10 protein-coding genes and 1 pseudogene are annotated in these 13,817 nt (G+C 62.2%); 6 read left to right on the top strand and 5 right to left on the bottom strand.

From position 1 onward, the window contains the following. Positions 1-54 precede the first annotated feature (54 nt). Together AB4030_RS06935 and AB4030_RS06930 are read right to left on the bottom strand one after the other, a co-directional pair. A complete protein-coding gene (locus tag AB4030_RS06935) occupies positions 55-846 on the bottom strand; it encodes a hypothetical protein (RefSeq protein ID WP_442278469.1) in 792 nt (263 codons plus the stop codon). Between the two features lie 248 nt (positions 847-1,094). Next, positions 1,095-3,095, bottom strand: coding sequence for a hypothetical protein (locus AB4030_RS06930; RefSeq protein WP_442278468.1), 2,001 nt, complete (start codon positions 3,093-3,095; stop codon positions 1,095-1,097). Between the two features lie 301 nt (positions 3,096-3,396). Here AB4030_RS06930 and AB4030_RS06925 point away from each other — a divergent pair, with 301 nt between their 5' ends. From AB4030_RS06925 to AB4030_RS06915, 3 genes are all read left to right on the top strand, one after another. Beyond that, positions 3,397-3,834, top strand: a complete 438-nt coding sequence (locus AB4030_RS06925; protein ID WP_442278467.1) for a hypothetical protein — start codon at positions 3,397-3,399, stop codon at positions 3,832-3,834. A gap of 255 nt (positions 3,835-4,089) precedes the next feature. Beyond that, complete coding sequence (locus AB4030_RS06920; protein WP_442278466.1) at positions 4,090-4,611, top strand: hypothetical protein; 522 nt, start codon at positions 4,090-4,092, stop codon at positions 4,609-4,611. Between the two features lie 419 nt (positions 4,612-5,030). Beyond that, positions 5,031-5,561 (top strand): hypothetical protein, encoded by a 531-nt coding sequence (locus AB4030_RS06915; protein ID WP_442278465.1) that lies wholly within the window; start codon positions 5,031-5,033, stop codon positions 5,559-5,561. 32 nt (positions 5,562-5,593) lie between these two features. On the opposite strand, the gene AB4030_RS06910 is transcribed toward AB4030_RS06915, so the two are convergent. Then, entirely contained in the window at positions 5,594-6,664 is a 1,071-nt protein-coding gene (locus AB4030_RS06910; protein WP_442278464.1) for an IS110 family transposase, read from the bottom strand. A gap of 350 nt (positions 6,665-7,014) precedes the next feature. Further along, the gene (locus AB4030_RS06905; protein ID WP_442278463.1) at positions 7,015-8,469 is read right to left on the bottom strand and encodes a competence protein CoiA family protein; all 1,455 of its coding nucleotides are present in this window, start codon (positions 8,467-8,469) and stop codon (positions 7,015-7,017) included. Between the two features lie 732 nt (positions 8,470-9,201). Here AB4030_RS06905 and AB4030_RS06900 point away from each other — a divergent pair. The 3 genes and pseudogenes from AB4030_RS06900 (at position 9,202) to AB4030_RS06890 (ending at position 10,708) form a co-directional block, all read left to right on the top strand. Continuing rightward, positions 9,202-9,456: a hypothetical protein gene (locus AB4030_RS06900; protein WP_442278462.1), complete on the top strand. Its 255-nt coding sequence runs from the start codon at positions 9,202-9,204 to the stop codon at positions 9,454-9,456. Between the two features lie 211 nt (positions 9,457-9,667). Further along, positions 9,668-9,928, top strand: a pseudogene (locus AB4030_RS06895) (hypothetical protein); the annotation flags it as partial. 21 nt (positions 9,929-9,949) lie between these two features. Beyond that, positions 9,950-10,708, top strand: coding sequence for a hypothetical protein (locus AB4030_RS06890; protein ID WP_442278832.1), 759 nt, complete (start codon positions 9,950-9,952; stop codon positions 10,706-10,708). 820 nt (positions 10,709-11,528) lie between these two features. On the opposite strand, the gene AB4030_RS06885 is transcribed toward AB4030_RS06890, so the two are convergent. Continuing rightward, the gene (locus tag AB4030_RS06885) at positions 11,529-13,559 is read right to left on the bottom strand and encodes a P-loop NTPase fold protein (RefSeq protein WP_442278461.1); all 2,031 of its coding nucleotides are present in this window, start codon (positions 13,557-13,559) and stop codon (positions 11,529-11,531) included. Positions 13,560-13,817 lie beyond the last annotated feature (258 nt).

The following is a 13,817-nucleotide window of genomic DNA, read 5'->3' as shown; positions in this document are numbered from 1 at the left end:
CAAATTCTAGAGCCGCGGCTTCGGCGACTTGGTCGACCTGTAATCCTCGCGTCGTCAAATCCCGGCCGGTTGCTCACATCTGCGGTCGAACAAGGACCAGCCGTGCTTGAGCGTCCGATACGAGGCCAAGAACGCTTCTGCAACGTGACTGGGGCTTCCCGGGGCTTGACCCTCGCCGATGCCGGTCCGACGGTCCGCTGGTCCAAAGGTCGAGCGTTGGAACAGGGACCAACCGAGCACGTGTGCGTCAGCGCTCATCTCGCGCCACAGCCGCTGCACAGCGGCGCGGTGGCCAGCTCTACTGAAAGTGACCTCGGCTGACTGTCGGATGACGTCGGTGAGAATGAGGTCCGCTTTACTTGTTCGGAGTGCCTTGACTTCAGCCCTACGCCCGCTTAGCCACTTCTGCTGATTCCCGAGTTTTTCCTGTTCGTCTGACGACAACCCAGAGAGCGAGCCGTAGTACTTGTCCAGCTCCTTGTACAACTCGGTGAGGACAGTGAGCCCTCGCTCGCGACGCTCACCGCGACCCTCAGGGCTCAGGATCCACACTCCTTGAGATGCACCGACCAACGCACCACGCAACACGGTGAAGTGCGACGAGGGATAGAGCTGCTTTGCGTGTACAGCGTCGAGCGCCAGACGCAGATGTTCACCGGAGAGCACGAGGGACATCCGCGCGAGCTGGCTAATCGCCATATGCGGAAAGACTTTGTCGTCAAGCGCCAGGTCGCTGGCGCTCTCAGGTTCCTCCACCTTGTGGGCCCTGAGCCGCCAGCGGTCAAGGTCCGGTTCGGTTTCGAACATTTGAGTGAGGGCTGCACGGTCCGCGTGCGACAACGACATGGCGAGCAGAGTATCGACGGGCCTCGGGCGTTGCGTCTTAAGAGGGTGCGCCATAGCCGGACTTAGGTCGACCGTCCCCGCAGGCAACGACCGTCACCGGAGTCCACTGCCTACCGAGTCCGTCGGTATCGTCTAGCGAAGCGACGCGCGAACGCCGCAGGTCCTCTCGCAGTGCCCAGATTGATCCCGACTAATGGCGACGCCACCTACCTAGTGGTCGCTGCCTCGTCTCATAACAGGCCGACTCTTCAGGTGGCTTCCCACAGACAGAACTCGTCGTTCATCTTGATGACCAGCGCCACGAGCAACTTGATAGCAGCCACGTAGGAAGCGAAGTGCGCCTCCTCGCTTCCACCAGGCTGGGCGCCGTGAGAGTATTTGTTGCGTAAATTTGGGCCGTTGTGAAACTTACGGTTGAGCATGTAGTCGAGATAGTTCCCCTCAGCTTCCGTGAGCAGCGTGGCCTTCCGCGTCACCCAACCCCGGCTCTCCATATCATCTACATAGGCGCGACCCGCTTCGGACAGATGGTGGTAACTGACCGCTTCCTTAGTCCAGAGCGTGTATAAAACGATGAACCGATCCTTGCTGGCCAGCACCACGCGCTCGTCCTTGACCGCCAGCACGTCGTGGTCGATTAGATACTTCAACCCGGGCAGTTGATGCGGAGCAAAGTCGCCCATCTCGATTCGATTCATGACCACGAGCCGGGCGAAGTTTACGTCTTGAAGATCCTCCCGGATGTACGCGAGGCCAGACTGGTCCGAGAACAATGAGTTCAAAACGCCGACGAGTTTGGTGCCATCGGTGCGGTATACGTACTTCCCTTCTAGAGCACTCGGAACGTCCGCGTATTCGACTGCCTCGGACGACATCTCCAGCATATCGAAGTCAACTACCCCATCCTCGGTGAAAAGAACGAACTGGCGAACCAGCCCCTCCATCTCCGGGAACAGGTGGCGGCAACGCTCTAGGTAGGAACTTGTGGAGGAAGACGCCTTGAATCGAAACCGCGTGACGCCGAATTCTGACGGAAGGTAGTCATTGATAAACCACTCCAGCAACGACTCCAGTTCGATGTCGTAAGACCTCAGGAACCGGATGTACATCGCCGTTTGCAGTGTCGAACTCCAATCCTTCACGTTGTACGCGGCGCCTGTGACGTAGTCCCTCACCCCCTTGCTCGTCATGAACCTGTCGATGATCCCGAGGTCGGCGTAGAAGGACGGCAAGTTCAGCAGGCCATCAGCGTCAGCGAAATCGAACACGAACTGGAAGTTGTTCAAGATGCTCGGCGAGTCCAACGTCTCCTCAAACCAGGCCTGACTGTACGAGTAGCGAGCCACCATTCCGTCCAGCGATTCCGTCGCGGGAGCAGTCTGGGTGGGATCTAGCTTGACCTCGCAGCCGGTCTTGAGGCCATTGTTGGTCTCGAAGAACTTCGCAACCACTGCTTCACGCCGCTTGCGTGCGCGGAAGCGCACTTGGCGGTCGATCCCGACCCTTGTGTCGTCCGAGGTTCGGGAAATCAACTCCAACGAGTTCGGGTGGGCGTCGTCGGAGTCGACGTAGCTACCCATAAGGGTCTTTGCGTCGCCTGGGGAGAAGGTGCTAGGCAGATAGATCGGGGTCTGGGTGCCCGCCGCTAGATACTTTTGCACTAGATGCTCACCGTTCAGCGGGTCGGCCAGCAGCATCGATGACACCTCGGGGTCGTACGCCCTGACCAAGGCCTTCGACTCCAAGAAGTCCCGAAGGACGAAGCCCGTCTTCTGCAGCGCTGGAAGCATGGAGGAGGCGCAGCAGCGACCGAACACATCCTGTCGAGCCAACTCTTCGAGCAGGTCGGACCTATACATAATAGGAACCCCCACCAAGAGGGAACTCACGTTCGACTCGTCAACGGATCGGAAGAAGCGCGCAACCGCGGCCCGGATCACGCGGACCCGGGCGAAGAGTTCCGAGCGCTCCTCCGCGCTCAGCGATTGCGGAACCAGCCCCAATTCGATGAACTTAATTACGTTGCTTAACTCCAACGCATCTCCGACGTTGGCGACGCCCACGGCCCGATCGAAAGCGAGTGCCACCTCGGCCGCACGAGGCGCCTCCCAGCCGACACTCGAGTCGGACGCGCTATAAAACTTCACGCGTCGAACCTCGGCTTCCACGTCCGCGAGGCCCGCGGCAGCTTCCGAGTGCCCCTCTGCTTCGTTGTCGTCGAGATCGTCGGTCTCAGTCCCGTCGCCCACCGTGTCTGCCCGTTCCCTGTTCGGTCGCGCCTCGTCAGCGCAAGAGCGCCTTCACCCACTAAACCTACGGAGTAGCACCGACAGTTCGCGCAGCGTAACTTCACCGCCGGAGGACGCGGCGCGCGCCCGACGACCGAGGGATTGATCGCTCCAAATCAGCCTCACTCCGCCGCCGCCTCTCCCACCGATACCGCTAGAGCCCTTCAAGCCGTGCGAGAGATACCGAAGCTTGCACAACGGCCAGCGCCATAACGCCGCCTGTCGTCGCCGAGCACCTCTCCGCCTGTGCGACCGTTGCTCCATGATTCAGGACCTCGACAGCCATGAGGTTGTAGCAGCACATGAGGCGGGCCATGTGATCATCGCGTGGGGCTTGAGGATGGAGGTGGAGCACGTGAATCTTCAGCAGCGCACAGCCGTATTGGCATCTGTCCGATTCGGTCCCGGAGAGTTAGACAGTCTCGATGCAGAGGGCCGCAGCGTGCTGGTCATGTCTGGAATCGCGGGCCAACTGTTGGCGGGGGTTCCCTGGAGCGCTCGCCACCTAAATCACGACCTCCAGGTGCTGGGCGCGCCCTCGACCTCCGTGCAAGACTCAGGACTGGCGAGCGCCAGAATGGTGCTTGAAGAGAACGAGGAGGCCTTCCACTTGGTGCGTGAAGCACTCTTGGACGGTCTCGCTGAAGAGGTCGATTCAGTCGATGGGGCCCATCTTCGGCTCATAACCCAAAAGGGCTGATGACTTTCTGTTGGAACACCTCGAGTGTCCAGCGGCCCGCGTAGGGTGACCCGGATTGGCTCCTCGGGCGAAGGTCATTACGCTTCGGGCCCTTCTCGGTAAGGCCCGAGTGATCCATCGCGCGCCACTCTGACTGTGCCGCGGAGCCGCGAGGTCGGTCTGGCAACCCCGTCACAGGTTGAGCCGGCAGTTGCGTCACAACGCCACCGCGGCGGGTCGGCCCTTGTCTCATCCACCTGGGTGGGAACCTCAGCCATGGCCGATACCTCGGATGGCGTGCTCAAGATGGTTGGTGGGGCGTTCCGCGATGTCGCGATGTGGTCGACGCTCGCCGGGGTGCCCTTCTCGCTGTGGCTTGTCTGGCGGTCGGTGACATCGCCGGAGCAGCCTTGGCTGTGGGTCGCGTACACCGGCTGGGCCATGGGATTCCTGGGGATGTGCATCGCGTTGGCGCCGCGACTCAAGCCCGTTCGCACATCGGCAGTCGTGACGCTGCCGGCCCTGTCGGTGGCGGGCGTCGCCCTGCTTGGTGTGTTCTCGAGCTTGGGTGAGCTGGCCGGTCCCTTGCTGTTCGGGCTGGGCGTCGTTGGGGCCGCGATTCTCGTGCTCCGGCTGGTCGATGCACGCGCGAAGGACGTGGAGACGCGCGAGCGGCACGACGAGCTGATCGCCCTTCTGCGTTCGCTCGAGGAGCGCCTGGTTCGCCTGGAGGAGCCCGGTCCTCCGCCTGCCCGGCCCTTGAGGGTCATCGATCGGCTCTTGGCGCGTTTGAGCTGAACCCCGACCGTGATCGGCGACCGGCGTCAAACGGCGCCGAGAGGGCAGAGAACCGCGGCCCATAGCAGCGAACTGCCAGCGTCAGGGTCATAGAGTTCAATTGTCAGGTGAGCTCGCGCCGAAACTACGTGGGCGAGGCGCCACCTCGCACGGGTCTCTTGTGTGCCCTCTGTCAGGGCTCCAGCACCCTGAGTAAGGCGCATATCCCGCCGAGATGCGCTAAGAACAACGGCGCGGCAGTCACGCGCGGGCGACCGTACATCGAAGATCAAGTACGACGTTGGGAATCCCCCAACGAGGGGGGCCTCTGGCTGAGGACGGTCTGCCGGGAGTGCAACATCCTCGCTAGCAAGTACGACGATGCTTACGGCGCCTTCGCCAATGCTCTGCTTCCGCACGTAGGCGGGCATCCACTTAGCTTGCCGAGCGCCAACGGCGTTCCGCCCATCGCGGTAGCCCCGGGCCGTGTCGCGAGATCAGTCCTCCATGCGATGGTGGCCCTAGCGCCGTCGTTCAACGTCGTTGGCCGGCAGTTCGTACGAGACCTGCTGGAGGACGGCGACGACATCCGGCTGCCGGCTGGCATGCGACTGCGACTCGCCCTGACCTCCGACACCCACGTGCGCATTGCGAGCGCCTACCACCTTCACCGCGTCATCGGGGAGCGGCAGGACTATGAGGCGTTCGCGGAAATCTACTTCAGGCCGTTCGTCTGGCTCCTCACAGGTGAGTCCAGCACCTTCGGCCAACCCCTGCCAGACCAAGAGCGCTGGGGCGACGCCACGGACTGGATCACATACAGCCGCAGCGCCTATCGCACGGATCTGCGAAACGTCCTCAAGGCACTTCCTGAGACTATCCATCCATCTCGCCGACCTGGGAGTTCGGATCAATGGATAGAGCTGAGCGGGCCCACCTCGTACGTTCTGGAGGGTCGCATCGCACTCTGACGGCAGCGATGGTCGCGGGGCCGCGGACGCTCCTATGCTTCGTCAAGCGCCTGTCGTGGTGTTTCGAGTAGGCGGTAGAGGTCGCGGGCGACGTAGCGGGCAAGGCAGCGTTTGATCTCGCGGCCGGTCTTGCCTTCGGCAGTGCGGCGGGCGACGTAGTCGCGGGTGGCTGGCTGGTACTGGATCCGGCTCTGGACCACGGTGTGCAGTGCGTTGTTGAGCTGGCGGTCGCCGTACCGGTTGAGCCGATAGCGGGTGGTGACTTGGCCACTGTTCGCCGGGATCGGTGCCACGCCGGCGAGCATCGCGAACGCCGCCTCGGAGTGGATACGGCCGGGGTGGGACCAGGCGCACAACACCGTCGCGGCCACGATCGGTCCGACGCCGAACTCCTCGAGCAGGTCAGGACGCCAGCTGCGGATGATGGCCACGATCGCCTTCTGCAGCTCCCGTGCCTCTTTCAGCATCGCGTGCGCGCGACGGGCCACGGTCCGCAGCGCCACCACGGTGCTGGTCGTTTCGGTGTCCCAGGAGGCGTGCACTCGCAGGTTCGCGGCGGTGTTGAGCATCGCGGCAAGCTTCTGGCCACGGAACCTGACGCGGATGGGTTCGGGTGCTGCGATGACCAGGCCGAAGACCTGCTGCTGGGCCTCGGTGGAGGCATTGATCGCGGAGCGGCGAGCCGCCAAAAGCACTGCCAGTGCTTGACGTTCGCCCCCGGTGCGAGGAGTTCCCAACCGCGGTCGAGCCATCGCTTCACGCGCAGCGCGGATCGCATCGAGCGGATCGGTCTTCGCGCCGTTGCGCCGCGCAGCACGCTTCGGACGATCCAACTCGATGACGATCTCCGACATCGCCAGCAGGTGACGACTCAGACCGGCGCCATGACCGCCGGTTCCTTCGATCGCCCAGGCCCGCAGCATCGCGTGGTTGTTGGCGAACTCCACCAGCTCGGCGTAGCCCTGGGATGTCGCCTCGACGGTGATCTCGTCAAGGAGCCCACCGGTCGCAGCATCGACTATCGCCGCGGAGTGGGTGTGGACGTGGGTGTCGACGCCGATGACGACATCGACCACCTCGCGCAGATCGGTCAGACTGTTCATGCGTTCTCTCCTTCGCCGGACGGGACGTGGTTCCGGTCCGGGACGGAGGCTCGGCAGGACTGTGATGAGACACATCCGGCGCCTCTAACGCCAGATGGTCAAGCTCCTGATCAGGCCAGCTCCTCCAACCGGGCCGGGGCCGGTGACCACGAGCGGACAGGTCGCAACAAAGGCACAAAGCCAGTCATTCCGGGGGTCACACTCGCGGTCACCAACCACAGCCCAGCACCTTCAGGCTGCCTTGGCGATCCTCACAGTCATTCCGCCGCGAGCCGTCGAGCTTTTCGCTGTTACGCGCATGCGGGATCACAGGTATGCCTACCTGCTGCGGCGGTCCGACATCTCTCCGTCTACCACCGCCGACGCCGTTTCCTGGCCGCGGACTTCAGGCGCTTGCCGCCGCGGGCTGTGAACTGGGACGGGTAGAACGGAATCGTCTGCTCGAGGGAGACGTTGTGCTGCCGGTCGACCTCGCGCACCACCAGTTCGCCGCCGGGACCGTGCAACTGAAACTCGACGATCGGCGGGTCGGGCCACACGCGCATACGACAACCAGCGGCCCATGTCGGAGGCGGGTCGTAGAGCGAGAAGAGCACCTCGACGCGCTCGTCCTTATGCTTTCCGCGACCTCGCTCGACTCGCCGGACCCAGCGGCCGGCTTCAAGCAGGTCCAGGTACCGGCGCAAGCTCGAGTGCAGGGCGGGGACCGCCTCCTCGCCGCGCCGGCAGTCCAGCACGATGGCCAAGGGCCGGCCGATGTGGACGCTCTTCCCGGCGTGTGCGCCCAGCATGCGCAGCACGGCGATGCGCCACTGGTCGCCGAGCAGCCCGGCGTTCAGCTCGTCCTCGGTTGGTGTCTGGTCGACGACATCCGGGAACGGAAATCCTTGGCGCTGCTCGAGCCTGCCCCGTTCGTACTGCCAAACGGGCGCGTCGAGATCCGCCATTTCGCGGTTGCGTGCGGGTGCACTCGTGAGGCGGGCGGCCCGTCGCTGGGCGTCCCGCGCGGCAGCCTCCCGGTTCGCCTGTTCAGCGCGAAGCTGCGGCTCGCGGACCCTCGCTGCCGCGTACAGCTCAGGTAGCCCTGGCGGGAGCAGCACGCCTCGGGCTGCTGTCGTCTGGCCCAGCGTGCTCCATCTGACTGCCGTCTCGTCCTGCGGCCACACCATCGACCGGTTGTGCACGGCGAGAACGTCACGGGCACGGTCAGCGTGAGCCACACCGAGCCGCTCGCTCATCGGGTCGATGAACAGAATCGGCCGGTTACCCTCGAGGACTGTGTCGAAGAACGACAACCACCGTGCCGTGGTGTCCCTGTCGGTCGGGGTGCGTAGATAGGTGGGGCCGCCGAAGAGCCACACATCCTTGACATTGGCGGCCGCGTACCGGTCGTGGCGGCGCTGCCAATCCTCGGGGGTCAGGTGGGCGAACTGCACTTCGTACGCGAGCTGGGTGCCGTCGTCCAGAACGACGTACACGTCGGGCCGGGCGCCGTCCTCGGTTTCCTTCGTGTCGGGGTGGACCTGCGCGTCCGGGTAGAGCTCGCGCAGCCGTTGCGCGATGAGGTGCTTGCTCGTGTGATGGGCGAGGGTCTCCCGGCCATGCCCTTCGTCGAGGGCGCGGTGGGCGAAGTGGTCCCGCCGCGACTTACCCCGCACGCGCAAGAGCGGGTTCGCGCAGTCATGGATGGGGCAGATGAGCGCGCCGGCGTTCACGTCCTGGCGCACCTCGTCAGCGGAACCGATCGGCAGCTTGAACAGCGGCCTGTCCGGGTCGGCCGACCACTTGGCGAAGATCTGGGGCATCGGTCGTCCCGCATGAGCACGAGCGGGACGCGCCCGCTCACCGCCCCCGCCCAGTGCGGAATCCCGTTCCGCCTCCATGGGCTCGAACGGTACCTGCGCCTTGCGCCGTCGCCGAGCGAGATCGAGAAACTTTGCAGCCGCAGGGATCTTCCCTGTCAGGCTCGGCGGCCATAGATGACTCCGTCGGCAGGGTCGGCGACGGCGCTCGGCTCAGGCTCGGCACCTTCGCCGAGACGGGCAACAAGCATCGTCATGCTGGTCAACCGCCTCTCAAACGGACACGGTCATTCCGCCGCGAACCGGGCTCCATCCCTATGGCGACTGCATCACACGTCTGCACGGAGGGCGCTGATGCAGCAAGCGGTTCCCGGACCGTGTCGTCGTGACTGCATGCCGTTCTGGTTCTGTTGCCATCCGCCCCACCTGTCAGGAGTTACCACACGAAATGCACGTCCACGCGCGCCGAGGGAGGAACCTTCCCCTACACATTGGATCCAACGTTGCTCCCTGCATTCCCACAGCCAAGACGCGACGCCGGTGATCCACCGAGCCCTCTCCGTGTGTGGAGGGACAGTTCTTAGCAGCACGAAACAACGCTGAGCGCTCTTTCGGCCACACGAAAGTCCGACCATCGCGACCGCAGTCACACCTCTTCAGGGTGCGCTACGCGCACGGAAGGATCTTGTGTGCCATCACCACCCGGTTCTGTGGTGAGAGGCTTAGCATGGCTCGATGACTGACGACGAGCGGGACCTTGATGCCGAACAGCGAGCCTTCGAGCAACGTGGTTGGAGGTTCCAGCTGTATCGCCCCATGCGCACGAGCCCACCCAATGCCCCAGATCCCCGCATCCATAGAGTCTTCCTGGCCAAGGCGACAAAGATCGGAGACGAGCGCCGATTCCAAGAAGAAGGCGTCAGCGGTGATTCAGCTAGGGCGAAGCTGCTCGATTCCATGTTTGCTGCCATCGAGGTCACAGAACACTAACCCCCCCCGGCCATGGCACCTGCGTCACATCGCCGTAATCGGCAGCGTCTCTCAACTGGGTCGTACTCGAAGGCTCACAAGCACCGACGGCAGCGACCACTGCCATAATCGTGCGGGGGCCAGGCTACAGGCACTGGCGCGAGCCGCTTCTCGCGCCACTGAGGACAGTCTCTCGATTCTGGACCCGGAAGATCGCGAGGAACTGAAGAGGATGAGCATTAGCTTGACGGCCCGGAAGCTACTATGGGCGAGGGCGGCCAATCAGTGTGCCTTTCCGGATTGCATGCAGCCGCTTACGGAGGACCTTCATGATGCGGCGTCGGCAACCCTGAGATCACAAGGCGTTATCGTCGGCGAGGAAGCGCACATAAGATCAGGGAGAGTGGATGGTCCGCGCTTCGAAAGCAACTTTCCCTCTGGAGATGTCGACTCTTACGAAAACCTCGTCCTCCTTTGTCCAACTCACCACACGCTAATAGACAAGAACAAGGGGATGGCGTTTACCGTAGAGCAACTTCTCGACATCAAGAGAACGCACGAGTCGGCCATGGCGCTTAGCCGGTCCGCACCCGAGGCCCTTCGCCAGAAGATCGAAGAGAGGACGGTTGCCACCGTAGACACCTGGTCCTACTCCCAGTATCTAACCGACTTCGACAGGCTGACGTTTGGACTCAACACTGCAGTTCCGGGAATATCAGAGAAAAACTTCGGCTCTATCACCGAAACTGCCCAACTCCTTCTATCGAAAGTCTGGCCAACGTCCTATCCCCAATTGGGGCAGGCATTCGAGTGGCATCGGATGGTCCTTACGGTCCTCACTAACCATATTCGCGACAGCATGGAAGGTGATGCCCGGGCGGAAGGGCGTCAGCGCCGGACGCCCCGAAGAGACAAGCGTTTGGAGAGGTGGGACCCGGTTGAGCACCAAAGGCTGTTCCGCGAGTTTCTTGTTGACTGCACGGTGACGTGGTACCTCACGACTCACTTAGTCAAGTCGGCCAACTTGGTGGTGCGCGCTGTGCACTCAGAGCTCGACCCGCTATTCCGGTTTGAAGAGGGCCTCTATCTGATGCACACCCAAGAGGCATTGTCGCATCGCGTCATCCGCCTCGAGTACCCGGTGAACTATTCGCCGAGTGGGGCAGTAACGGGGTCATTGGAAGATATTCGAGCACGGGTCCGCGCGTTGGCAGGCGAGACCTCTTCAAAACGTGCAGACGACATCATCCTCGAAGACATCGATGGGTTTTGATTGAGGGTCGGCGACTCCACGGTGGCGAAGGCGGCTTCACCTAGGCTGTGCGCCGCACAACGCATTCCACCCCGCCGGGATGCTCGTGCACGGTGCCTGCGTCACTTCGCCGCCTGTCGCGCAACCGGCGCCTTTGTCGGCCAGCAATCAGCCGAGCTGCCCTCGCTCGAGAGAACGAACGCGGCCGCTTGCCTGATGCGATCCGACTAGGTCTCAGGCTGCGTCTGAGGGGGGAAGTGCCACGAACGGGTGGGTGCGTACGAAGCCGCGCAGCGCGGCTTCAGTGTGCAGGTCCGGCCAGCCAAGGATTCGAGAGGCCAGGAGCACTCGGTATGGATGCCTGCGCACGAAGTCGTCGGCCACCGCGACGCTTTCACGCGGATGTAATTTGGACCGCCCAAAGCGGCCGAAGAGCTCGATTGCACACTCCGCTTCAGCGAGAAGGTAGTTCCTCCCCTACGGCGAACGTCATACCGCCGCGTGTCCACTCGGTGCGATCCATTAATAGAAGTGATCCCTGTCGTCACTAGCTCCGCCATGAGGCCAAGACTGTCGATCGCTTTCCCCGTGCGAGATTTCCGCCCTGTCAAGGGCCGCCTTCCAAGACGCAGAAGCGCGCCCGTACGCGGCTAAACCTTGTGCTCCTGACGCCAACCTATGTGCCCACGCGCCAACACGGCCTGGTGGCCACCGTTGCAAGGAAGATTGGAGGGACAAGACCAGACGACGCCCGGTCCTGCCCGTACCAGGCGCCTCAACGAACCAGTGGCTCGATTCGTCTCGGCCGTTCGCGTATCGCCAACCCTTCGGCCGAGCATAACTAGATGTCTTGGACCTGTTGGGAAGGCACCGTAAAGGTCATACCAAGTAGCTGTCGCGCTTTGGCCAAGCCGTGAGGGCCGGACCCAATCGCCGCCACCGCGTCTGACAACTGCTCAAGACGCTTGAGGTTCTCGCCTTCTTTGAAGTCTGAGGTCGCCACCCTTTCAAGAGCTTCCTTGCAGCAGGCTGTGAAAATGTCTATTGCCGACCCTGATTCGCCGGAGGCTTGGAAGGACTCTCCTATTACCGCACCGGCACCCAGGCCCTGCTCCGCCAGCAATGCAGCCGAGGCTTGATAGGCACCACTCCGCCGGGACAAGTCGCGCTCCAAGAACGCCTTTCCGATGACCGACCAGGGCTGAATCTTCGAGCCGCTGGTGGAGATTTCGATACAGCCACGGGCAGCACGTATAAGGTCACGGGGCAATCCTCCAGCCCAAACGCTGCAAAATACGCCGAGGGGCTCCGGAAAGCCAGCGACTCTCGATTCGAGAACACTACGAGATTCCAGAGGAGTTAAGCGAGCCATTTCTACGATCTCGTCGAAGGATGAGTCGAAGGCGTCCCTTGGCTGAAGACCGCGGAGGGCAAAACTGGCTAATGCCTCGTCGGACACGGACACCAAGAAGTGCACGCCCGGGATGTGAAACAGATCCTTGATGGCGTTGACAACGTTAGTAAGAGACGCAACATCCGGCAGTTTGTCGAGTTCATCAATCACCACTACAAGTCGCTTCATACTACTCGCATCATCAAGGAGCGAGGGCAGGACCTGGCGCAATCGATCGACCAGATCACCGTAGGTCAGGTCACGACGCTTATGCTGATAAGAACGGGTCCCTTCCACACCAAACAAAGAAGTCAGTTGGAGCCCAACCTTCGCGCCGCGATTCTCAGTATATTCCGCGGCCAAATCCGATACTAATTGGTAGGCGCGAGAATCTCCTGATGGCCGTCGCCCTGCACTTCCTCGTGACGCGCTGCCGAGCAGCAGTGCAACCGCCGCAAGAATGGCTAACGCTCCAAGCAAACTGACAGGACCAAATAACTTCAAGAACGGAGGTTCGAGGATATCGGCCAATATGAGTCCAAGGCCAGCAAAGATTAGCAGCTCCGCCAAGACGACGCGTAGCATTCGCAGCCGCCTCCGATATCTATACTCCACCGTCGCCTCATACAGCGCGTCCACGTCGCTACCATCTGGTGAGGCGGCCGCGAATGCGACTCTGCGCAGCAGGTCCATAGGATCGTACTTGCTGGCGGCGAGCACTGAGATGGCTCGGGTTCCTTCGAGCTGCGATATCGCAAGCATCAACGTACTTTTTCCACTGCCTCGAGGCCCAGCAATCCCGATCGCCGATGTAGTGTGCTCAGAGATGAATTTCTTGACAAATGCGATCGTCTTCGAGTCAACAATGTTCTCGGCAGCCAACTCGACCAAATCCGGCGCGGCAGTGGGAAAAGGAACGAGGCCGCGGGGTCCCAAAAGCTGGTTGATTGAGCGCCTGATGGATTCAGAAGCGAAGACTTCCGCCTCGTTCTGCCAGTCATTCTCGGTCTTCAGCCTCTGTGCTGCGAACTTCTGCCGAGTTCCATCCTCGTCGCGTGCCACATAGGGGGCTCTAACTATCAGGAGAACCACCATCAAGCCAAGAGAGATGACGAATACCGGTTTTCCCCAGCTAGCGTGTAGCCATGACCACTCCGGAGCCCAGCCCCGGCCAAGGACCCACTCCGACAGAACAACGACTGCTAGCCCGAGGAGGCCCACCGCCACGAAGTAGTTGCCATTAGTTGTGAACGACCGCAAGCGCGATTTGGGTGAACCCGCCACCCTCTCTTCCTCTTTTGTTATGTTCTCGAGTTTTTCGTGTGCTCGATGAAGCCTTTCCACATATGTCGCCAAATCTCGCTTTGACGCGAATGAACATACTTGCTTCCAGTGCTCGCCGAACTGGCTGAACTCCGGTGATACTCGCAGAGCCTCGTAACGGGCTGCCAAGTCTTCGCGTGCTTTGTTCAAACCCACAGGCGGGCCAGCATCGGATGCACCCGGTCCGGTTGATCGGTCTTCCCGCATTTCATCCTCACCCCGCACTCTCGGCCGCGCCGGCGCACGGCGGCACCGACATAGGAGACGGCCAACCTAGCGTGACGCTGAACTTTCCTCACGGCTGGCCGATCCATCGAACACTGCCAGGGCTGACCGCGGGGCCGCTCAAGCCGCAAGGCACGCCCTTCGAGCTGCGGGGCCGGCGGGGACAGCCGCCATGAACCCTTGGGTCAC

The organism is Terrabacter sp. 2YAF2 (assembly GCF_052114705.1).
In the GTDB taxonomy this organism is placed as follows: Bacteria; Actinomycetota; Actinomycetes; order Actinomycetales; family Dermatophilaceae; genus Terrabacter.
This window is presented reverse-complemented; position numbering and strand designations above follow the sequence as displayed.

Bases quoted from the DNA above. Each gene is read 5' to 3' on its own strand.
- AB4030_RS06890 (WP_442278832.1), top strand. From the start codon at position 9,950: ATGGCGTTTACCGTAGAGCAACTTCTCGACATCAAGAGAACGCACGAG.
- AB4030_RS06900 (WP_442278462.1), top strand. From the start codon at position 9,202: ATGACTGACGACGAGCGGGACCTTGATGCCGAACAGCGAGCCTTCGAG.
- AB4030_RS06925 (WP_442278467.1), top strand. From the start codon at position 3,397: ATGATTCAGGACCTCGACAGCCATGAGGTTGTAGCAGCACATGAGGCG.
- AB4030_RS06910 (WP_442278464.1), bottom strand. From the start codon at position 6,664: ATGAACAGTCTGACCGATCTGCGCGAGGTGGTCGATGTCGTCATCGGC.
- AB4030_RS06920 (WP_442278466.1), top strand. From the start codon at position 4,090: ATGGCCGATACCTCGGATGGCGTGCTCAAGATGGTTGGTGGGGCGTTC.
- AB4030_RS06935 (WP_442278469.1), bottom strand. From the start codon at position 846: ATGTCGTTGTCGCACGCGGACCGTGCAGCCCTCACTCAAATGTTCGAA.
- AB4030_RS06905 (WP_442278463.1), bottom strand. From the start codon at position 8,469: ATGCCCCAGATCTTCGCCAAGTGGTCGGCCGACCCGGACAGGCCGCTG.